We start from the raw sequence: 18,599 nt of genomic DNA on the forward strand, positions 1-18,599 counted from the left end.
GCCCACTGCTGTATTCCTAAGAACTAAAAACGATGAATACTAAGCTTAATTTGGCGTTCTACCCCTAACAATCTTTAAAATTTCAGCAACTCCCATCGCGATTAAACCGTTTAGTATGGCAAAGACTGAATATAAAATGGATTGACCGCTCTCTCCATCCGATGCAATGGATGTGATGACGGTAAGAACTCCCGCAAGCATCATCAATAAACCGAATATGTATAACATTAAAACTAGTTTCATATAGTCTCCTTTCTTCTCTGTTTAAAAATATAAAATTAGCAGACGATTCATGCTCTACTTGTCGCCATCGCTCAGTTCAATTGACCTAAACATTTGAGCGTACAGTGCTTTTATATTTTCTTCTGTTTCTCCTTCGTCGCCTACAGCGTATCTTGCAATAGATTGTTCATTATTTGACCTCTGCAAGAAACTCGTTGCGTAGTAATCTTTCTCCGTCTCACCGAATGCTAGCCCCAAATCAGGCAAAGGACCTTCGCCTTCATTCGATCCAAAAAAGAAAAACGGGATATGCACTCCCATATAGACTGAAGTGTATTCACTTTCCGCAGCTTCCGCCAGATGCTCCTCCATGATGAACACCGCATCGTATTTCCATAAAGTCGTTTCTTCAAATTCATCAAATGAAATTTCATCAAATTCGACTTGTTGTTCTTCCACATCCGGCGCCTCTCCCACTACTGCGATGCTCAAATCTCTTCCCTCGTACGACTCGAGCTCAGTCTGCGCGGAACAGCCAGTGAGCAGAATGATAAATAAAATTGCAATAACGAACTTTTGGATGTTCTTCATCTCAGTCCCCCATCTTTTATTATCGGCTAGGAAAAGCAAGCAAATAGGCAAGCGGCACCAACAAAAGGATAAAGATTCCGTTGCTGATCCATACATACTTTTTCGGGATGCCCCACTTTTTTTCGAGCGCTCGAATATGCAAAGAGAACAATGAGTATCCGATGAATCCAAGCAGGAAGCTGAGTCGGTCCTGGTGAATCGAGGCCGCCCGAATGAGGCCTAGCCCAACCAACAACATGCCAGCTTTGCAAAGAACTATATTGAAATACTGCACTTTCTTTTCTTCTGTCATCTTTCCGCTCCTTTCAAAAAGCCTGAAATTTAAGCTAAAAAGTTAAAAACGTCGAAATAGATTACCAAGGTGACTGTCGATATCCAAATCACCATCTCGCTCAGCGTCAAGATGGCCTGTTTTGGCTGTTCGGAATGCTTCCATTGGAAGTAGGCTCTGACGAAGGCATCTGATGCTATCCAAACAATGAATAAGAAAAGGTAGAATATTACCGGGAATTCTTGGTATATAACCAACCAAAAGGCGATCAAACTCACCAGAACCCACCCCCACCTCACCCATTGTTCAATCTTCCGGTGCTGCTCGTTAATGTAATCAAAAGAAAAGAAATCCTTCTTTTCTTTTTCGATTTTCAATAGTTTCCTTAGGATGATGTTTACTATGGAGACGAGTACAACAACCCCTAGAATAACCAATCCGATTTCTAGCCACATGGGCGCACCTTCTTTTTCTAGAGTTATAGTCGATAAAAAAATAATTCACGCCAACTTGAATGCACCTTTTATCAACGGCTGGGTGCAACAATTAGACCGACTTCATTTGTTTAGTGTTTGATTGCCATGAAAAACCTTTAATATGAACTCTTTTTCAGGAACATTCAATTGTTCATATCCCAAGAGGAAATCTTGATTATCGTAAGGAGCTTGCTTTAATGCGACATTGATTTCTTTGGCCGTTAATTCAATGATGGCATATCTGGCAGACGGCTTGTCATAACAGCCAAGGGAGCCCGGATTCAAGTAAGTTCGTTGTGCTGAAGAAAAGTGATGCACCGGATGATGATGCCCGAAACAGACCAAATCGAACGGTGATTCTTTATAAAGCTGATCTAGCTTTTCAGCAGTCGGCTCAGCGTCGATGGGAAGAAATCGTTGCTCGGCGTCGATGGGATAATGAGTAAACAATATCTTGTGACCCTCATGCTCAGCCACTATTTCTTTCGGAATGGGTTTCAATTTAGGCAGCAGGCGGTGATCGAATCGTTTTGCCAACCATTCGTGATGAAGCTTTTCACCGCCTTGGCTTTCGCCATCTTCTCCTTCCAAAATCGCAATCAATTCTTCTTCGTGATTCCCGATAACAAATGAAATGTCTTTTCTGCAAAACAAAATCTCCAGCACTTCGTTGGTCTCGTACCCTATTCCGACCATATCTCCTATACAGTAGATGTGCTTCACTTCAGGCTGCTGATCGATTTCTGCCAATACTGAAAGTAAAGCGCGGCTATTTCCGTGGACATCCGCGATAACTGCGATCGTTGTACTCATCTAATCCCTCTCTTCGAATTCACCATTTATTTCGTGAAGCTTATCTAAAGTTCTAAAAAACCGAATATTCTAACTCAAATTATGGTATATTATGTAAAAAATAATTAATTATTTAAATAGTTTTTTAAAGCTAAGTGAAAGAGTGCAATTCTAAAGAATAAAGAGGTGGGCTGAGATTGAATAATTCAAGCAGAAATGTCTTTAACGGCAACTTTGAAAAATATCAAGACCCCGAATATTACGACCTGGAGTATCAAAATTATTTAAGCGATGTGCCGTTTCTCGCCGAATGGGCTGAAAAATCGACTGGTCCTATTATTGATTTAGGCTGTGGCACAGGACGAGTCACGATTCCTTTAGCTCAGCAAGGACATCAATTAATTGGCGTGGATCTGCACGAGGGTATGCTGGGCCGGGCTAGAGAAAAAACATTCGCTACCAATCTATCAATCGATTGGGTTTTGCAGGATTGCACGCAGCTTGCTTTGAACACTGAAGCACCTCTTATTTATATGACAGGAAATTCTTTTCAGCACTTTCTCACGAATGAATCACAAAACCAATTGCTTGAGTCTGTAAAAACTCATTTAAGTGATGACGGTGTCTTTATTTTCAATACACGGTTCCCTATTTTAAATGAACTGGCACAAGTCGAAGAATCAACACGAACTTATACTGATAAGCGCCATCGTAAGATCCGCGAAATAAATACTGAAACCTATCATCCATTATCCCAGATTTTGCACTGCACATCAGTTCGGGAAATACTCAAAGGTTCCAATGAGAATTCTGTAGAACAAGACAGTATTTCCTTGCGCTATGTCTTCCCTCTCGAAATGGAACGGCTTCTCACAGACAACGGTTTTGAGGTGTTGGAAGCATATAGTTCGTGGGATAAAAAGCCATTACATGCTTCCTCGAGTGAAATGATTTATGTCTGTAAAAAGTGATAAACCATTATTTGCTCTGATAGTTCCATTCCGGCTTTCTTATAATTTATTCCGTTTCCTGCGCTTGCGTTTTCGATGCCAATTTCCCAAGCAAGCCCTTTTTTTGAATAAACAAGATGACCAGCGCTTGAATCGACATGGCGATAATGACGAGGAACAATTGCGAACTGTGGTAGAAGATATGGGAGAGTGCAAAATAGATTGGACCTGCAGCCAAATAAGAAAGGTATTGATTTTTTGTTGTGATATAAACGATTGTCGCCAGGCAGCTTGTGATGAGAAGCAACTCTCCGAACACTGAAAGGTAATAAAAAATTCCCTCAACCGAATAGGCAAGGCCGTCTAAAAGCGTCATTTAGTTTCCTCCTTCATTTACATTAGTAGGCTTTCCATTGATGGTAACATTTATTGGAAAAATTGTTATTAATAATCCCAAAATATCTTCATACAAAAACCCCGCTGTCTGTCAGCGGGGTTCGGTTGTTTATGTATTAAAAGCGTTTCATCTTCTCCTGAGACATCGCTGTTTTCATGCGCGGGTAATTGGCGATCGTGCCGCCGTCGATGCGCAGGTCGATGCCAGTGATATAGGACGCCGAATCGCTCAATAGGAACTCGATTGCGGAGGCAATTTCTTCCGGTTCCGCTGTTCGGCGCAACGGCGTATGGGCGAGCATCGTCTTGATATCTTCGTAAGCATCCGGCATGTCCATCATGCCGGGCGACACCGAATTGAGCCGTGCTCCTTTTTGGCCCCATGCCCAGGCTTGGTCTTCGACAATCAATTGGATGGCGAGCTTCGACATGCTGTTGGCAGCGCCCGCATCTCCTTGCGTGAATTGGTCAAGTGTCTCAACCAGGTTGGCCGCGAGCTGCTGTTTCAAAGCATCCATATACTGGCCGTTTTGCGGCACCATATAGGCGGTCATCGATGACACCATGACGGCGGATGTCGTTTCATTCGCCAGCGGCAAAAATGCTTCTAGCACGTGGCTCATGCAGATGACGTTATCGGCCATCCTGCGTTTTGAATCGTTCGCATTCGATAAGCCCGCCGCATGGATGAGCCCTCTCAACTGCCCCAGTTCCGACGCTTTTTCCGCTAGATTTCCGACCGCTCGTTTCGATGTCAGGTCGGACGTCTCGCAGTGGACGTCGGTAATGCCTTGTTGCAAAAGCTGCTGCTTCACTTGTTCGAGGCATTTTTCGCATGAATCCACTAACAGCAGCGTGCCTTTTTGGCCGATGTGCTGGGCCAATGCGATCGCCAGATCTTCTGAACCGCCCGTGATCACATAAACATCCTTCGTCATGAGCAATTCCCCCTGTTATCTACTATAATTAGCGTAAGCGTAATTTCCGTAAATAACACGAGACATTTACTACGATATTGTCTAATGGAGTGACATAAATGATAACAGCGAAACAAACCATTACCGAAACCTTCATCCACTTGCTTGCTGAACAGGATTTCGAGGCCGTGTCGGTCAAGGACATCGTCTCCTATGCCGGCATTTCCCGCTCCACGTTCTACCTGCATTTCACCGATAAATACGAATTGATGGACGCGGTGCGCAGCCAATTGAACGGACGTCTCTTGCAGATCTATGCCGAACCGTCGGATGCAGAGACGATCAATTTAAAGATTTGCCGGCATGTCTTCCGCTACCGTTCGTTCTACCGTCAGGAATTTTCCGATGCCGGGCGCATCCATGAACTCACCAGCCGCTTTGCCGACCAGCTTGAACACGTCTTCGGCGATGAGGACTTGGCCGTCTTCGCGGGCTGGGGCACAATCGGCTATTTGGCATCCTGGGTCAAAGGCGGATTTGCGATGGCGCCGCAGGAAGCGTCGGACAAGCTGATGAAAATCATTTTCGCCGATTGGACGGCGAATTTGGCGGATGCCCGGGAACGCAGCAGTTGAACCATTTTTCGCAGTGAAGAAAAGAAAGCTAACCCGCAAAACGAAAGGGCTGGTGTGATGAACTTGTATCGAATCTTAATCTTCAGTGCTTTAACGGTTCTCACGCTTTGGCTCATCACTGATTTCTTCCCGAGCACATTGAATACGCTCGGAATTTCCACTTGGCTCATTCTGGCCGCCCTCGCTTGCTTGGTCATTGCCATATTCATTACGCCGAGTGGAGACGGCCAACCGCCAGAAAGAGGAAAGTATTCAAAATTGACCTTTACCGCTATCGGATTAGGTTATCCCATTTTGCTGATGGTGCTACTCACCTTGTTTGGTGGTGAATCGAGCACGGGTTACTCGCTCTCAAATCCGCCTATTTGGATAACGGTGGCCGTATTTTTATGGTTCAGCTATTCCGATGACAAAAAGGCATACAAGAAAAAAATGCAAGAATCCAAAGAATAGAACGTAGCCCTCCAGTGCTGGAGGGCTTTTTGCATTTCTGGCTTATGGTGTCACTGAATCTTCACAGCGGGCAAGGGATTCAGTTCAATTCCTTTTATCTCAAACTATTTTTGTTAGACTGAAAGGAAGGCGAATATTTGCCAGCTAGGAGAGGATCTTTACGATGAAAACCTATTGGCTAATTATTGCTGTATTATTGCTAAACTTATCTCTGTTATTGATCAATGATTATTTCCCGGGTACTCTCGCTGACCTCGGCATTCCACTATGGATCTTGTTCGTGGTTATCATCTTGATGGCTACATTCAGCTGGGCAACGGTCAAACCGCGCCGCGAGAAGAAGCGCTATATGATCATCTTTCCCGCATTGATGGTCGGCGTGCCGCTTCTGGTGATCACTGTTTTGACAGTGATCGGCGGCGAATCCCAAAACAGCATTTCGCTGACGAGCCCGGTCTTATGGATTGGCGCCGCAGCGGCATTATGGATTTCCTGGCTCGAGTACATGCGGGCATCCGAGAAAAAAGCAGAGAAAGCGTAAAGTTTTGCATGAAAAAAGGCTCTTCCACTTGGGAGAGCCTTTTTTCATGTGCTGTCAGTTTTGAACGCCAAGCCCGCTTGCCTCAAATGCTGCCTTAAAACCGGCATGGACGCGGGGCCGACGCCGTGAAGCGTGAGAATGTCCTTTTCGCTATAGTCGGCCAGTTTCTCAAGTGTATCGATTTGTTCAGCAAGCAACCCATTTCTCGCCGGCGCACTGAGTTCCCGGAGAAACCCACGATGCGGCTTTTGTTCTTTGTTGCATACCGGACATGTCGGGCAATCGCTGCTTTTGTAGTAGCGGTGGCCGTGATCGCAAATGCGCAATGTCTTTTCTGCAGCCATGTTCATCGCTCCCATCATTTTCTTCATTATAAAACACCAGACATGATTTTTGGCGTTTGATGCGAATGAAAGACGCCTGCCGAAGCGGATATTTTGTTACACTGAAAGGACTTATCCATGCATCACAGAAAGGATTTTTAGCATGAAAACGTATTGGCTTATCTCGGCCGTCTTGCTGCTCAATTTATCACTGCTTTTGATCAATGATTATTTCCCGGGCACGCTCGAGGCACTCGGCATCCCGGTATGGCTGTTGTTTACGATCATGGCAGCCATGATCGTCTTGACTGCGCTGCGCTTGAAACCGGACAAAGAAAAGCATTTCCTCATCATCTTCCCTATCGTTTCGATCATCTATCCGCTTCTGTTGCTGTTTATCCTGACAGCACTCGGCGGCGAATCTGCGAGCGGCTTATCGTTGACGAGTCCGATTCTCTGGATCGGTGTCATCGTAACGCTCGCTGTGTTCCGCAGAACCTATCGGAAAGCACAGGAAGAGGAAGCGCAACAAGGATAACACCCATTAAAACAGGCTCTTCCTCAGCGGGAGAGCCTGTTTGTTTGCTATTGAACTTACACGTTAATACAACTTACTTTCAATAAACCCTCTCCGCTGTTCCAAAAAAGGCGGCAGGTACAGCGGAATCGCATTGAAATCGCCTGTGCCGCCTTCAGGTTTTTGAAAGTCGGTTTGCTCGGTGGCGACTTCAATCAATAGATTGTTCGGTTCACGGTAATACAGCGAGCGGAAAAATTCACGATTTTTGATGCCGGAATAACGGAAGTTCTTCGACACGATGCTTTTTTCCACCGCTAAGAGCGCACCGTCATCGCGGGCATTCAAGGCGATGTGATGGATTGCCCCCGCGCCGTTCACTTCGAGATTGCGCTCACGGTCTTCTACCAGATGCAGCTCTTGCCCAAACAACGCGCCGCGGCTTGTAAGGACGCTGACTTTGTATCCATTGTCCGTGAACTCACCCGTCAGTTCCAAGCCGAATGTTTCGCCGAACGAGCGCGCTGACGCTTTTGTAAAGCGGACGCGGGCATGGACAGCTTTGATTCCGAAGATGGCGTGCTCTTCTGGGATGTCCCCAGCTGTATACGGATAGCGATCAGACACGTCCCAGTCGACTGGCTGGAGTCCTAGCTGGACGCCGTCTTGATCTTCGAAACGCAAGACTTTCGTATCGTGATAGTCTTCGATCTCGCAATTAAAGACGCCCGATTCCCGCAGACGCTGTTCCCAAAATGTCAGCGACGCTTCACTCGGCACCGCGAAAACGGTGCGCTCAAGCGCATTCGTCCCGTAGGCCTTCGCTTGGCCTTGCTTTAACTCAAAGACACTGAATTCAGTGCCGGGCCTTCCGGTCGTGTCGCCGAAAAACAAGTGGTACATTTCCATGTCTTCCTGGTTGACGGTTTTCAATAGAAAATCGAGCCCGAGTAGCTTATGATAGAACTCAAATGATTGCCTGCTGTCGCGGTTGATGACCGACACATGGTGAATGAGCGGACTGGTCATAGGCACACATCCTTTAAATTTTTTTGAGTGGAGGAAAAGTTCATGGATTATTTCAGCATCGACGGAACCGCCGATGAGCGCTTTGTGCTATTTCACGGCACCGGCGGAAACGAGTACAGCCTGCTTCAAATCGCGGGGGATATCAATCCGAACGCGCATATCTTATCGTTCACCGGACCAGTCGGCGAAGGGGCCGAACGGCGGTTTTTCCGCCCGCTCTCACAAGGCCGCTTGGATCGTGCGGATTTCGAACAGCGTGTCGCGGATTTCCTCAACGAATGGCGGGCGCTTCCGGATTCAGGGCTGCACACGACGTTCATCGGCTTCTCCAATGGCGCGAACTTCTTGCTCGGCGTGCTCGAACAAGCACCGGATATCGCAGAGAAAGTCGTCTTGATGCATCCGTCGAACCTCGGCTACCACTTTTCACAAGGAAGCAATGCGCATATTTTCCTCACTGCCGGGGCGACGGATCCGATTTCGGTTCCTGGAGACGTGATGAAACTGGCGAAACAGCTGGAGACGCCGTTTCCGAACACCCACCTCCAGTTACTCGACGGTGCCCATCAAGTGAGCGAACAGGAAATCGATTATTTGAAGGATGCACTCGCCCGCTGAAGCTTCTCTTATAGTATAAAACAACATCAGCTGATTCGGCTCTTCCACTTACGGAGAGCTATTTTCATGCGTTTTTATTTCCGCGCCACCAGCACATATAAGGACGGTGCCGGGAAGAATTTCTCCGCCACTTTGAATCCCGACCCTGTGAGTTGCTGTTCCAAGCCACTCGACGTCAAACGAGGCGCTTTGGGCCCGCCGGTTTTCGGTTCGAGTTCAATCGCAATCAATTGCCCACCTGGTTTCAATAAGCTGTGCATGTTATCGAGTACTGGGCCGAGCGGCGTGATTTCGTGCAAGACGAGCGAAGCGAGAATGACATCGAGTGAATCTTCTGCGAGCGCTGAGTTCGTTAATTCGCCGTTTAGGAGCTCGATGTTTTCAATAGCCGGGGCTTGTGCTTTTTCGCGGATCAGTGCAAGCATTGCCGGATCCGTGTCGAGCGCATAGACGGTGTCGTCGATTCGCTGTGAGAGCGGCAAAGTGAAATAGCCGGTGCCTGCCCCGAAATCAAGGATCCGGTCACTTTTTTGGATGTGCAGCTGATCGAGCAAGGCTTCCGCTGTCAGGCCGCCGTTTCGCTGCGGATCGTCCAAATAGGCGATTTTGTTATGGTGCTTGTGCATAGGCTCCCTCTTTTCTGCATGGTTCATTCGCCGAATCGTTCTTCCGTGAAGGCAGCGACAACACTGGTGGCGGCGAGGCTTCCCTGTCCCGCTGCGATGATCAATTGCGCGGATCCCATGGAAATATCGCGCAGGCAAAGACCCCTTCAACATTGGTGCGCTGCATCGGGTCGGTCTCCACGCCGCCGCGCTCGTTGATGTAGCAGCCCAAATCTTTCGCGATCGATGTGGACTGGTGCCACTCGGCTGTGACGAATCCGCCGGAGCGCTCGATCGTCGTGCCATCTTCAAACGTGATGGCGCGCAGCTTGCCGTTTTCGCCGTCCAGTGAGCGGATTGGCTCTTCGTAGACGAGGACGCCGTGATGCTCAAGCGTTTTCTGTTCAGTCGGGGTGATGTGTTTTTTGCCATTGGTCGCGATGATCAAATTGTTCGTCCAGTTGGAGACGACTTTTGCGAGATGCCCGGCCGCTTCATTTTCCGAAACGATGACCAAGGGCTCTCCGCGCATTTCATAGCCGTCACAGAACGGGCAGCTGAACAGGCTCGTGCCGTAGAATTCCTGCATGCGCGGTATGTCCGGCAAGGTTTCCGTGAATCCGGTCGCAAGAATCACTTTTTTCGCGTGAAATACTTCTCCGCCTTCTGTTTCGATGCGGAAAGATTTCTCTTCTTTTGCGACCGTTGCAACGCGACTCGTGTTGATCTGGACATCCGGATAATGTGTGAGTTCTTGTTGCGCCAATCGTTTCAGTTCTTGTGGGTTGATGCCGTCGCGTGTCAAAAAGCCGTGCGATTCGTGCGTCACGCGGTTTCTCGGCTGGTTATCATCGAATAGCATCGTCTTTTTCAATGAGCGGCCGAGCACAAGTGCTGCGTTCAGTCCCGCCGGCCCGCCGCCGATAATCGCACAATCGAGCATATTTCCCTGGTTCGTAAATGAATCGTTCATTTCCCGTCGCCTCCTTGTTGTCCTGCCTGTTCCGCAATATCGACTAACAGCTGTTCCTGGAGTTCTTGTTTCATATTGGCTTCGGCGTCGCGCATGACTTTCTCGATCAGGCAGCCCTCGTGGCGGTGGAGCGTGCAGTCGAATAAATGGCTCTCGCCTTCAATCGCCTGAATGACATCGAAAAACGAGATGTCCCGCTCGCCACGCGCCAGCCGGTAGCCGCCTTTTGCGCCCGGCATCGATTCGATCAACCCAGCTTTCGTCAGCTTCGTCAAAATTTTCGACAAGTAGGTCGGCGATAACTGCTGGGCTTTCGCCAGCTCCTGCACGCCGATCGACGCATCCCTAGGCAAGCGGATCAGCTGCACCATCGTATGCAAGGCGTAGTTTGTGGCATTCGAATATTTCATCGGGCATCCTCCTCAAGTTCTTTCATGGATATTAAAGATTCTTGTTGTCTGTAATTAAAACCAATTTACCATTAGCGATTGATTCCGTCAACAAGGAATGCCTGGCTTGTGTTATTTCCTGGGAATGAGCTGCTGTAGTTACGCTCAAACTAGTGGTATTCACCTCCTTTAATACACTGAGAGTGAAACGTTTGGAAGCGAACGCGAAAAGAAAGTAGAATAAGAAGAAAAGGAGGGAAATTGTGAAGAAATAAAATAATGAGAACAAAAGTGAAAAAAAGGAAGAACAGATTAAAAAAGAAATGACACTCTACGGCGCTGCCCTGTTCTTGGGACTCGCAATCTCGATTTTCGCTCATCACATTGAAGATGTCAGCGGCTTTCTGACATTCCTTGTGCCGGCAGCGGTGCTGTACTTTTTCGTCTTGTTCGCTTATTTCAAGGAAGGCATGTTGCGAAAAATCGCTTATGGCATCATGGCAGTCATCGGCCTCATCAGCCTGTTTATGATCTTCTACTTGGAAATCACCGGCGGCCACTGATCGATCGTATCTTCCCGGCGTCGAACGCGTATGACTATGCTATAATTCGTTTAACTATTATGAGAATATTCACGCGAAAGGAATGAACAGCATGAACGAAAAAGTCCTTTTTGTGTTGCTGGATGAGTATGCCGACTGGGAAGCAGCGTCTTTGGCGGCGGCGTTGAATGAAGAGCCCGAATGCGACGGGCGGAGATTCGATGTGAAGACGGTATCGCTGACGAAAGATCCGGTCACATCGATCGGCGGCTTCACCGTATTGCCGGATTATAGTATCGACGATGCCCCGGAGGAATTTGCCGGATTGATCCTGATCGGCGGCAATTCCTGGCGCAAAGACGGCAGCGAACGCGTCATGGAGCTGGTCGACAAAGTGCTCAGCCAGCAAGCCGTGCTTGGCGCCATTTGCGATGCCTCGGTATTTCTCGGAAAGAACGGCTTGTTAAACGATGTGCCGCATACGAGCAATCATCTGGAAGATTTGCAGGAAACTGCAGGCGACCGCTACACGAATGAAGCGCACTATCTCCAGCAGCAAGCGGTCCGCAGCAGCCAGCTCATTACCGCCAACGGCTCCGCCTTCCTCGAATTCGGGAAAGAAGTGCTGGAAGCGCTGAATGCCGCACCGCAGCCGGAAATTGATGAATGGTATGGTTTTTTCAAGCAAGGCTATTACGATTACTTGAAGTCGCAGCAATAGAACGCAAAAATCCCTTTGTTCCGGTTTGGAACAAAGGGATTTTTCAGTTTATCGGTTAGTTCGCCTGCAAACGCTGGATGACTTGCTGAACAGTCGAAAACGTCAATAAGTCTTGATCGTCGCCTTTGATGCTGACAATTTCTATCGCCGTTTTCGGGCTGATACCGGAAATGTACAGCTTGCTGCCCATCAGTCTCAGCACATCCTGGATCATCAATAGGTTGGTGTAGAGAAAATTCTTCTCCCATAGCACGCCCGTGACGTCGATGATGTGTGCCGAGTGCGCGTGTCGCGGACGAAATGGCTCAATTTGGACGTGAGGGCATCAAAACGCATATTGTTCATTTTCCCGACCAACGCGACTGCGCCGATATGATCGTCGATTGGCAAGATCGGCAGCATCTGTTCGTTGATTTCCTGCTCTTTTTCGTTCAATTCTACTTGCTGTTCGACTTCCTGGGTGATGTCCGTTTGCGTGCCGATAAAATACAGGTGGCCGTCCATCGTAACAGGTTCAATGTTCAGGCGGTTCCAGAACGTCGTGCCGTTTTTCCGGCAGTTTTCCAGCGTCACGGTGATTTTTTCACACTTTTGAATTGCTTGCCTAATCTTTCCGATGGTGAAACGGTCGGTGTTGTCGCCTTGCAAAAAGCGGCAGTTTTTTCCGATGATCTCGTGTTCTGCGTAACCTGTCAGTTGTGCGAAGGTTTCATTATAGTAGATGATTGGGTTGTCTTGTTGTTCGGGGTCTGTGACGACGGCCGCTACCCGGCTGCCGTTCAGCATCGCTTCCAATAATTCGCTTTTAATCTCTGTCTTTAAATGGTTCATCAAGATTCTCCCCGATCTATAAGGGTTGGTTTTTCACTGGCGATGCCGGCATTCATTCCGTTTCAATCGGAGATGGATCATGGTTCGATTTCTTTCAGTGCTGCGGCCAGCCGCAAGGCAAAATTCCGCGGCGGCTCGAGCGATTCCATCGTGATTTCAACAAGGTTTTGATTCATGTGGATGCACTGGCGAAATGCAATTGGCAGCGGAATCGGGAATTTGCGCAAGGTGTCTTCAAAAGCCAGCATTTCTTCCGGCAAGATGTATACGCGGGCTTTATTGACAGCCGCCCCGTCTTGCTGGAAATGCCCGAAGCTGATTTCCATATCCAGTTTGAAAACGAAAAGACTGGAGCCGAGGAAAATGTCCAGTTTCTTGGTTTTCGTAAAATGGAACTTTCCTTCACGGTATTCGCAGCGTGCCTTCAAGGTTCTTTGTACTTCATCAGCAATCAATAACTCTTCGTTCACTTATACCGTCCTTTCGTCCTGTTCCGCGGATCCAAAAATTTTTCATAATGTCCTATACCCGAAATTATTGCTTTTTTCCCATTCAATGAAAATTTTTCTAAACCTTTTACTCATGCCCTTTTAAAAATTTTAGTTAATCAGGACTTTGTCTGCGTTTCGAGAAGAAGGTTTCGGCAACAAAATCGCTTTTAATGATGATGCCCGGAACTTCCCTCATCCGGTTCCGGCCCTTCTTTCAAACTGTCGAGTTCGCTTTCGGAAAGTTCCCCGACAATGAATTGGTGATATTGTATGTATTATTTCGACTCTATTCAGTAAACGCCTAAAATCGTATTTTAGATTAAAGCTTGGCAAAACTTATGAAATGTCGCCCCACCAAAAAGAGGGATGCGCCATCGTTCAGCGCATCCCTCTTCCAGCTCTATTGCCCGATTTAATAAATCACGCCCGATAGCAATACAAAATTAGGTACCGCGACAGCTAAATTTGCCGAAAGGTCCGACAGAAAAGCTCTCAGATCAAAGAAGATAAATACCAGGTGATCAGGGTGACAGTATAAGCATGGCTAAGAAAGTATGTTTCATTCTATCCATTCCTCTACTAATCTCTTCCCTCATTCTGAATGATCTCTCCTTTTCCATTCTGAGGCGTTAACCGATACTCCTGAATTTGCTTTGAAGCTAAATTTCCGTTCCGGACTTTTCTTTTTTAGGAAGTTACCATGTGCTAAAGATGTCATTAAATCTTATGTCAATAAACAGAAAAAACGCTTGCGAGAGCATGCAAACAGTTTTTATGCTTTGACTTATAGCTTCCTTATTTTCCTGCTACAACATTATCGAAGGGGATAAGTTGGCCATCTAAAAAAACAGCGATTTTATCGTGTTCTTCGCCCGTTTCCAATTTGTACGAATACTGCTGAAGCTCGTTGTGGGCTCCTTCATCCGAAACATTCAGCAACATCTTCACCATATCACCCTCTACTTGCAGTTCGTGTTCAACAATTCCAGCGCTGTGAAACACTATAAATGAATAATTGTTTCGATAGATCTGTTGGAGCCTGAGGTCTGTATCCACGTTTACCTGAACATCATAAGGCAGCATATGAACTTTTTTAAAGCTCGCCCTATCATTGAATTCATAAATACCGATACTAATCACTAAAGTCACCGCTGCCAGTAAAAGCATTTTTTTCATGCGCCACTCTCCTTAACAGTCTTTATCGTGATTCAATGTACATGAAAACCTTATTCATTCTTGTGTTAACTCTTTTTTATACAAAACATGCTTTCTTAACGGACTGCCTTGTGGAACGCGTGGATGCTCGAATTCCCCTGCTTTCTCCATGCCAATCCGCTTCATGACGGTTTCAGACGGTGTGTTGACCGTTGAAGTGAACGAGTAGATTTCTCTTTTGCCAAGCTCTTCGAATGCATACGCCAGGCAAGCATTCGCCCCTTCTGTCGCATAGCCTTTTTTCCAAAACTTCTTTTCCAAGCGCCAGCCGATCTCAGTTGCGTCTTCAATTCCGATATCGAAATTGACATCCAATAAACCGATAAAGCCGATAAACGCCCCGTCCTCTTTCCGTTCCACCGCCCAAAGCCCATAGCCCTTCTCCTCGAAATGCGCTTCGATTCGCTCGATCAAGGCGTCCGATTCTGTACGGCTCAAGGTTTTAGGAAAGAACTCCATCACGTCAGGGTTTGCATTCAAAGCCGCAAACGGCGCATGGTCAGACGTTTTCCAACGCCTGAACCCGAGCCGTTCGGATTCGAATAAATAGCCGTTCTTCATGCAATCTTCCTTTCACAATTCTTTTTCCTCTGGCTTTGTTTCCTCTGCCGCTAAAAAGTATTTCGCTTTCCATTCATTGTCTGTCGCTTTGAACAAAAGTACCAACCCTATAATGAAAAAGAACACGCTCAAAATAATCGGAACAAGCCCCACTTCCCATAAGGCTGATAAATACAGGCCAAATTCTCTCGAATAGCCAGTTTCCTTTAATTGCGGTGAGTACACCGCCGCTGCGACCAAAGTAAACCCGAACAATAAAATACCTGAAATGACACCGATACCGCCACCGATCAACTGCTTCATAGTATTTCCCCCTAATTGAGTTATAAAAAAAACAGGCGTCCGGAATCCGAACCGCCTGTTTTCATGTGTTACTCGAACAATTGCTGGATGCTTTGCGTCGGCAAAGCGCCTTCACCGCCAAGGATGTAAATGCCGCTGACGGTTTTCAGCTGTGTTTGAACTGTTTTCACGGTCGCCGCATTCGGCCCGTTCGGTGCAGTCAAGACAAGTGGTGCTTTCGTTTTTGCTGCCAATACGGACCCAGCGAGTGCATCCGGGTAGTTCGCGCCGGTCGACAAGTACATGTTCTGGTTATCGAAAGATGCTTTGAAATGGTTGATGACCGCGCTGTTCGTTTCGTAGCGTGATGCGCCGGACAAACGGACCGGGTTTTTGATTTCTTTTGCTGTGCTGTCAGAAACAGCGCCCTTACCGCCAACGATGAAGGTTTTGCTATAAGCTTTTGCCGCGAAGTGTGCTTTCACTTCCGCTGGCAAGCCATTCGGTTTCGTCAGCAAGATCGGCATTTTCTGGCTGCCTGCGACCGGTGCGATCGACAAGGCATCGGCAAATGTTGAACCGGTTGCCACGACTGCTTGCGTCGAGTTCGTCATTTTTTTCGCAATGTTGACTGATGTTTCGTAGCGGTTTTTGCCGCTGATGCGTGTTGTTTTAATCTTAAGGTCTTTCAGTTCCATTTCGACCATTGGGCTGATGGCACCCTGTCCGCCGATCAACGTTACTTCGGTTACTTTCAAACGTTTCAATTCATCTTTTACCGCTTGTGGAAGCGAATCGGTTTTCGTGAGTAACAATGGTGCGTTTTGATACGCTGCAAGCGGAGCTGCACTCAAGGCATCCGGGAAATCGCCGCCTGTTGCAATCACGGCTTTGCCGGATGTGCTCCAGCCTTTTTTCGAAACTTCTACCGCTGTATCGTAGCGGCTTTCCCCGCTGAGGCGATCAGCGAGATTCCATTTATCTTTCAGTGCAAGAATCGCTTGTGCCCCGTTCAAACGGCCCCATCCTGAGACAAGGTCAAAGCCAGGTGCCAATTCTTCCATTTCATACGGGAAATCTTCTTCAAAGAAAGGATCTTCCTCGAAACCAGGAGGAGCATCTTCTGCGATAAACTCAACGTCATCCGCTGAAGCCGTCAGTAAATTTTCCAACTGTCCTGGTGTGAGATTCGGGTTGATCGATTTCAAGACACCTGCAACGGCCGCGACGTGAGGAGCTGCCATCGATGTTCCAGACATCAATGTCACATTACCGTCCGGCAGCAAACTCGGGATGTCCGTACCCGGTGCGACAACGTCAAGATCTTTGCCATAGCTCGAGTAATCCGATACCAGGTCAAGTTTATTCGTTGCGCCGACAGCGATCGCGTATTTCGATGATGCCGGGTAAGAAACTTCTTCCCATCCGTCATTTCCTGAAGCTGCGACGATTGTCACGCCACGCTCGTTTGCGTATCTCATCGCATATTCCAAGACACGGCTATAGCCGCCGCCAAGGCTCATGTTGATAATATCGGCTCCTTGGTCTGTTGCGTACAGGATGCCGTATGCAATTTGTTCTGTATCGCCGTAACCTGACGCATCAAGCACTTTCACCGGCAGGATTTTCGTCGACTGGTTAATGCCCGTCATCGAATAATCGTTGTCCGCTTCCGCTGCAATGATGCCGGAAACGTGCGTGCCGTGTCCTTGGTCGTCGAACGCTTTGTTGTCATCATTGATGAAATCGTAGCCAGTGCTGATCATTTGGTTCTTCAAATCGGCCAGTGTGTAATCAACGCCGGTATCGATGACCGCGGTGATGACTTCTCCTTGCTTTTGAGGAGCTGCCAGCTTCGTCATTTCCTCGAAATCGATGTCAGCGTCTTCGATGCCAAAGCCGCCGCCCTTATTTTCAAGCGACCATTGCTCGTCATAATAGATGTCTTCTGAATGAAGCTTGTATTGCTGTACCGGTTCGACGAATTCGACTTCCGGCAAGTCTTCAAGCGACTGCAAAGTTTTATTCGTTGAAGCGGCTGACATGCCCGACTTCAAATCCACCACGAAGAACTGGTCGAATTTCGGCGCTTCGGCGTCAAACTCTGAAACCGACTGGATGCCAGCTGTCCCAGCTTCCGCTTTTGTCAGCGTTTCGCCTTCTTTTACTTTCACGATGACTTTGTTCATGGAAGCATCTTTTACGACGTATGGAGTCGGAAGCATTGCCGACATGACTGATTTTCCAGCCAGTTTGTTAATATTGATTGCTTGTCCTGCCGCTTCCACATCGTCTTTCAAATTCGCAGGCGCTGTTTTCAACGCGAGCGCGTACAATTCGCTGATCGCTTTCTGGTCAGCTGCGGTGATCGTTTTCGAACTTTGGAAGCCATTTTCCGCAATGCTCGTGATCAAGCCGTCGAGCTGATTAAGGTTTTTCTTCAATGAATCACGGACGGATGCATCCGTCACGGCCTGATAACCGATAAACGGCGCCAGTTTATAGTAAAGCTTAGTCAGCTCTTTGCCGCTTTCTGTTTGTGAAAGCACTTCTCCGCGAATGACGCGCAATTGGTCAAGCAGCGCCTGGTCTCCAGCTGCTTCGCCCATGACAAGTTCCGCCGGGCATTGCTCGTCGTTAGTCGGTTTTGATGCTTTTACAGTGACTCCGTCAAAGCCGATTGTGTAGCTTGCTTCGTCTACTTCTCCGCCTTCAGGCAATTCCACCGGCAATTCTTCAGCGTATGAAGATACCTTTATGTAGTAAGGGCCTTCCCAAGCGATCGGAAATTTCACAGTCGATTTCATTTCTGCAAAACTGTAGTTGCTAAACGGGTCGAATGGCTGGTCGGCGGTCGCACGTTCTGCGTCCGGATAGACGGTAAAAGTCAATTCATCATCTGACTGGAGGGAAACTTCAAAATGCGTATGCGCTGCGACTTGTTCAGGATCGACGTCAATCCGGTACCAATGCTCATTATCTTCAGCATAAAAAGTATCGCTTACGTCGTCTCCTTGTTCCAGTACATCTGCATCCACCAAATCTTCAGCTTGCGCCGTTTGTGTTGCCGGTAAAACGCCAAAAAGTGATACACCCATCAAAAAACTCGTCGCAATCTTGAACGCGCGGTCCATCCTACCATCCCCATTTCAATTTTTTTACAATTACATTAAATCCATTAAAGCACATCGGAAGACATAAAAATAGATGCTTTCGAAAATATTTTTTCGGGACTTTTGACGCCTTTTAAATACCGTT

General features: G+C 47.5%; 26 protein-coding genes. 8 read left to right on the plus strand and 18 right to left on the minus strand.

Going from position 1 to position 18,599, the window contains the following annotated elements; all coding sequences use genetic code 11:
• Window positions 1-297: 297 nt before the first annotated feature.
• The 4 genes from CW734_RS16495 to CW734_RS16510 all read right to left on the minus strand — a co-directional run bounded on the left by CW734_RS16495 (window position 298) and on the right by CW734_RS16510 (window position 2,373).
• A complete protein-coding gene (locus CW734_RS16495; protein WP_101191845.1) occupies window positions 298-813 on the minus strand; it encodes a hypothetical protein in 516 nt (171 codons plus the stop codon).
• Window positions 814-832: 19 nt separating this feature from the next.
• Window positions 833-1,105, minus strand: a complete 273-nt coding sequence (locus tag CW734_RS16500) for a hypothetical protein (protein ID WP_101191846.1) — start codon at window positions 1,103-1,105, stop codon at window positions 833-835.
• Between the two features lie 29 nt (window positions 1,106-1,134).
• Entirely contained in the window at window positions 1,135-1,539 is a 405-nt protein-coding gene (locus CW734_RS16505) for a DUF4181 domain-containing protein (protein ID WP_101191847.1), read from the minus strand.
• Window positions 1,540-1,641: 102 nt separating this feature from the next.
• Complete coding sequence (locus CW734_RS16510; RefSeq protein WP_101191848.1) at window positions 1,642-2,373, minus strand: metallophosphoesterase family protein; 732 nt, start codon at window positions 2,371-2,373, stop codon at window positions 1,642-1,644.
• A gap of 176 nt (window positions 2,374-2,549) precedes the next feature.
• Between CW734_RS16510 and CW734_RS16515 the strand changes: the two genes are divergently transcribed.
• Complete coding sequence (locus CW734_RS16515; protein WP_101191849.1) at window positions 2,550-3,323, plus strand: class I SAM-dependent DNA methyltransferase; 774 nt, start codon at window positions 2,550-2,552, stop codon at window positions 3,321-3,323.
• 46 nt (window positions 3,324-3,369) lie between these two features.
• On the opposite strand, the gene CW734_RS16520 is transcribed toward CW734_RS16515, so the two are convergent.
• Window positions 3,370-3,678 carry a hypothetical protein gene (locus CW734_RS16520; protein WP_101191850.1) on the minus strand — a complete coding sequence of 103 codons (309 nt, stop codon included), beginning with the start codon at window positions 3,676-3,678 and terminating at the stop codon, window positions 3,370-3,372.
• A 136-nt stretch (window positions 3,679-3,814) separates the two neighbouring features.
• Complete coding sequence (locus tag CW734_RS16525) at window positions 3,815-4,636, minus strand: SDR family oxidoreductase (protein ID WP_101191851.1); 822 nt, start codon at window positions 4,634-4,636, stop codon at window positions 3,815-3,817.
• Between the two features lie 98 nt (window positions 4,637-4,734).
• Between CW734_RS16525 and CW734_RS16530 the strand changes: the two genes are divergently transcribed.
• The 3 genes from CW734_RS16530 (at window position 4,735) to CW734_RS16540 (ending at window position 6,244) form a co-directional block, all read left to right on the plus strand.
• Window positions 4,735-5,250 (plus strand): TetR/AcrR family transcriptional regulator, encoded by a 516-nt coding sequence (locus CW734_RS16530; protein ID WP_101191852.1) that lies wholly within the window; start codon window positions 4,735-4,737, stop codon window positions 5,248-5,250.
• 57 nt (window positions 5,251-5,307) lie between these two features.
• Window positions 5,308-5,703, plus strand: coding sequence for a hypothetical protein (locus CW734_RS16535; protein WP_101191853.1), 396 nt, complete (start codon window positions 5,308-5,310; stop codon window positions 5,701-5,703).
• Between the two features lie 163 nt (window positions 5,704-5,866).
• On the plus strand, window positions 5,867-6,244 hold the full coding sequence (locus CW734_RS16540) for a hypothetical protein (protein ID WP_101191854.1): 378 nt from the start codon (window positions 5,867-5,869) through the stop codon (window positions 6,242-6,244).
• Window positions 6,245-6,288: 44 nt separating this feature from the next.
• Here the strand turns inward: CW734_RS16540 and CW734_RS16545 are convergent, their stop codons facing one another.
• Window positions 6,289-6,588, minus strand: a complete 300-nt coding sequence (locus CW734_RS16545) for an RNA polymerase alpha subunit C-terminal domain-containing protein (RefSeq protein ID WP_101192236.1) — start codon at window positions 6,586-6,588, stop codon at window positions 6,289-6,291.
• Between the two features lie 142 nt (window positions 6,589-6,730).
• Here CW734_RS16545 and CW734_RS16550 point away from each other — a divergent pair, with 142 nt between their 5' ends.
• Complete coding sequence (locus CW734_RS16550) at window positions 6,731-7,105, plus strand: hypothetical protein (protein ID WP_101191855.1); 375 nt, start codon at window positions 6,731-6,733, stop codon at window positions 7,103-7,105.
• Window positions 7,106-7,168: 63 nt separating this feature from the next.
• Here the strand turns inward: CW734_RS16550 and CW734_RS16555 are convergent, their stop codons facing one another.
• Window positions 7,169-8,113, minus strand: a complete 945-nt coding sequence (locus CW734_RS16555; RefSeq protein WP_101191856.1) for a VOC family protein — start codon at window positions 8,111-8,113, stop codon at window positions 7,169-7,171.
• Between the two features lie 42 nt (window positions 8,114-8,155).
• Between CW734_RS16555 and CW734_RS16560 the strand changes: the two genes are divergently transcribed.
• The gene (locus CW734_RS16560; protein ID WP_101191857.1) at window positions 8,156-8,731 is read left to right on the plus strand and encodes an alpha/beta hydrolase; all 576 of its coding nucleotides are present in this window, start codon (window positions 8,156-8,158) and stop codon (window positions 8,729-8,731) included.
• Window positions 8,732-8,805: 74 nt separating this feature from the next.
• Here CW734_RS16560 and CW734_RS16565 read toward each other — a convergent pair whose 3' ends face one another.
• The 3 genes from CW734_RS16565 to CW734_RS16575 all read right to left on the minus strand — a co-directional run bounded on the left by CW734_RS16565 (window position 8,806) and on the right by CW734_RS16575 (window position 10,719).
• A complete protein-coding gene (locus tag CW734_RS16565) occupies window positions 8,806-9,357 on the minus strand; it encodes a class I SAM-dependent methyltransferase (protein ID WP_157824182.1) in 552 nt (183 codons plus the stop codon).
• A gap of 100 nt (window positions 9,358-9,457) precedes the next feature.
• The gene (locus CW734_RS16570; protein ID WP_232787114.1) at window positions 9,458-10,309 is read right to left on the minus strand and encodes an NAD(P)/FAD-dependent oxidoreductase; all 852 of its coding nucleotides are present in this window, start codon (window positions 10,307-10,309) and stop codon (window positions 9,458-9,460) included.
• Window positions 10,306-10,719 (minus strand): Rrf2 family transcriptional regulator, encoded by a 414-nt coding sequence (locus tag CW734_RS16575; protein ID WP_101191859.1) that lies wholly within the window; start codon window positions 10,717-10,719, stop codon window positions 10,306-10,308. Before CW734_RS16575 ends, CW734_RS16570 begins: the two co-directional genes overlap by 4 nt.
• Window positions 10,720-11,021: 302 nt before the next feature.
• On the opposite strand from CW734_RS16575, the gene CW734_RS16580 reads away from it, so the two are divergent.
• On the plus strand, window positions 11,022-11,261 hold the full coding sequence (locus tag CW734_RS16580) for a hypothetical protein (RefSeq protein ID WP_101191860.1): 240 nt from the start codon (window positions 11,022-11,024) through the stop codon (window positions 11,259-11,261).
• A gap of 91 nt (window positions 11,262-11,352) precedes the next feature.
• Entirely contained in the window at window positions 11,353-11,961 is a 609-nt protein-coding gene (locus tag CW734_RS16585) for a type 1 glutamine amidotransferase family protein (RefSeq protein ID WP_101191861.1), read from the plus strand.
• A 55-nt stretch (window positions 11,962-12,016) separates the two neighbouring features.
• Here CW734_RS16585 and CW734_RS19500 read toward each other — a convergent pair whose 3' ends face one another.
• From CW734_RS19500 to CW734_RS16615, 7 genes are all read right to left on the minus strand, one after another.
• Window positions 12,017-12,151, minus strand: a complete 135-nt coding sequence (locus CW734_RS19500) for an STAS domain-containing protein (RefSeq protein WP_257968679.1) — start codon at window positions 12,149-12,151, stop codon at window positions 12,017-12,019.
• Between the two features lie 23 nt (window positions 12,152-12,174).
• A complete protein-coding gene (locus tag CW734_RS16590) occupies window positions 12,175-12,792 on the minus strand; it encodes a PAS domain-containing protein (RefSeq protein WP_101191862.1) in 618 nt (205 codons plus the stop codon).
• 77 nt (window positions 12,793-12,869) lie between these two features.
• Complete coding sequence (locus CW734_RS16595; RefSeq protein ID WP_058382602.1) at window positions 12,870-13,262, minus strand: hypothetical protein; 393 nt, start codon at window positions 13,260-13,262, stop codon at window positions 12,870-12,872.
• An 816-nt stretch (window positions 13,263-14,078) separates the two neighbouring features.
• Window positions 14,079-14,459, minus strand: coding sequence for a hypothetical protein (locus CW734_RS16600; RefSeq protein WP_101191863.1), 381 nt, complete (start codon window positions 14,457-14,459; stop codon window positions 14,079-14,081).
• Between the two features lie 54 nt (window positions 14,460-14,513).
• A complete protein-coding gene (locus tag CW734_RS16605) occupies window positions 14,514-15,059 on the minus strand; it encodes a GNAT family N-acetyltransferase (RefSeq protein WP_101191864.1) in 546 nt (181 codons plus the stop codon).
• Between the two features lie 12 nt (window positions 15,060-15,071).
• On the minus strand, window positions 15,072-15,362 hold the full coding sequence (locus CW734_RS16610) for a hypothetical protein (protein WP_101191865.1): 291 nt from the start codon (window positions 15,360-15,362) through the stop codon (window positions 15,072-15,074).
• Between the two features lie 68 nt (window positions 15,363-15,430).
• Window positions 15,431-18,475 carry a cell wall-binding repeat-containing protein gene (locus CW734_RS16615; protein WP_101191866.1) on the minus strand — a complete coding sequence of 1,015 codons (3,045 nt, stop codon included), beginning with the start codon at window positions 18,473-18,475 and terminating at the stop codon, window positions 15,431-15,433.
• Between the last annotated feature and the right edge of the window lie 124 nt (window positions 18,476-18,599).

This window comes from Planococcus sp. MB-3u-03 (assembly GCF_002833405.1).
GTDB lineage: Bacteria > Bacillota > Bacilli > Bacillales_A > Planococcaceae > Planococcus.

Coding starts and splice junctions, on each gene's coding strand:
- CW734_RS16495 (WP_101191845.1), bottom strand. CDS start 813: ATGAAGAACATCCAAAAGTTCGTTATTGCAATTTTATTTATCATTCTG.
- CW734_RS16505 (WP_101191847.1), bottom strand. CDS start 1,539: ATGTGGCTAGAAATCGGATTGGTTATTCTAGGGGTTGTTGTACTCGTC.
- CW734_RS16535 (WP_101191853.1), top strand. CDS start 5,308: ATGAACTTGTATCGAATCTTAATCTTCAGTGCTTTAACGGTTCTCACG.
- CW734_RS16565 (WP_157824182.1), bottom strand. CDS start 9,357: ATGCACAAGCACCATAACAAAATCGCCTATTTGGACGATCCGCAGCGA.
- CW734_RS16610 (WP_101191865.1), bottom strand. CDS start 15,362: ATGAAGCAGTTGATCGGTGGCGGTATCGGTGTCATTTCAGGTATTTTA.
- CW734_RS16585 (WP_101191861.1), top strand. CDS start 11,353: ATGAACGAAAAAGTCCTTTTTGTGTTGCTGGATGAGTATGCCGACTGG.
- CW734_RS16615 (WP_101191866.1), bottom strand. CDS start 18,475: ATGGACCGCGCGTTCAAGATTGCGACGAGTTTTTTGATGGGTGTATCA.
- CW734_RS16555 (WP_101191856.1), bottom strand. CDS start 8,113: ATGACCAGTCCGCTCATTCACCATGTGTCGGTCATCAACCGCGACAGC.
- CW734_RS16530 (WP_101191852.1), top strand. CDS start 4,735: ATGATAACAGCGAAACAAACCATTACCGAAACCTTCATCCACTTGCTT.
- CW734_RS16600 (WP_101191863.1), bottom strand. CDS start 14,459: ATGAAAAAAATGCTTTTACTGGCAGCGGTGACTTTAGTGATTAGTATC.
- CW734_RS16545 (WP_101192236.1), bottom strand. CDS start 6,588: ATGGCTGCAGAAAAGACATTGCGCATTTGCGATCACGGCCACCGCTAC.
- CW734_RS16560 (WP_101191857.1), top strand. CDS start 8,156: ATGGATTATTTCAGCATCGACGGAACCGCCGATGAGCGCTTTGTGCTA.
- CW734_RS16575 (WP_101191859.1), bottom strand. CDS start 10,719: ATGAAATATTCGAATGCCACAAACTACGCCTTGCATACGATGGTGCAG.
- CW734_RS16500 (WP_101191846.1), bottom strand. CDS start 1,105: ATGACAGAAGAAAAGAAAGTGCAGTATTTCAATATAGTTCTTTGCAAA.
- CW734_RS16605 (WP_101191864.1), bottom strand. CDS start 15,059: ATGAAGAACGGCTATTTATTCGAATCCGAACGGCTCGGGTTCAGGCGT.
- CW734_RS16540 (WP_101191854.1), top strand. CDS start 5,867: ATGAAAACCTATTGGCTAATTATTGCTGTATTATTGCTAAACTTATCT.
- CW734_RS16590 (WP_101191862.1), bottom strand. CDS start 12,792: ATGAACCATTTAAAGACAGAGATTAAAAGCGAATTATTGGAAGCGATG.
- CW734_RS16580 (WP_101191860.1), top strand. CDS start 11,022: ATGACACTCTACGGCGCTGCCCTGTTCTTGGGACTCGCAATCTCGATT.
- CW734_RS16525 (WP_101191851.1), bottom strand. CDS start 4,636: ATGACGAAGGATGTTTATGTGATCACGGGCGGTTCAGAAGATCTGGCG.
- CW734_RS16570 (WP_232787114.1), bottom strand. CDS start 10,309: ATGAACGATTCATTTACGAACCAGGGAAATATGCTCGATTGTGCGATT.
- CW734_RS19500 (WP_257968679.1), bottom strand. CDS start 12,151: ATGGGCAGCAAGCTGTACATTTCCGGTATCAGCCCGAAAACGGCGATA.
- CW734_RS16520 (WP_101191850.1), bottom strand. CDS start 3,678: ATGACGCTTTTAGACGGCCTTGCCTATTCGGTTGAGGGAATTTTTTAT.
- CW734_RS16550 (WP_101191855.1), top strand. CDS start 6,731: ATGAAAACGTATTGGCTTATCTCGGCCGTCTTGCTGCTCAATTTATCA.
- CW734_RS16510 (WP_101191848.1), bottom strand. CDS start 2,373: ATGAGTACAACGATCGCAGTTATCGCGGATGTCCACGGAAATAGCCGC.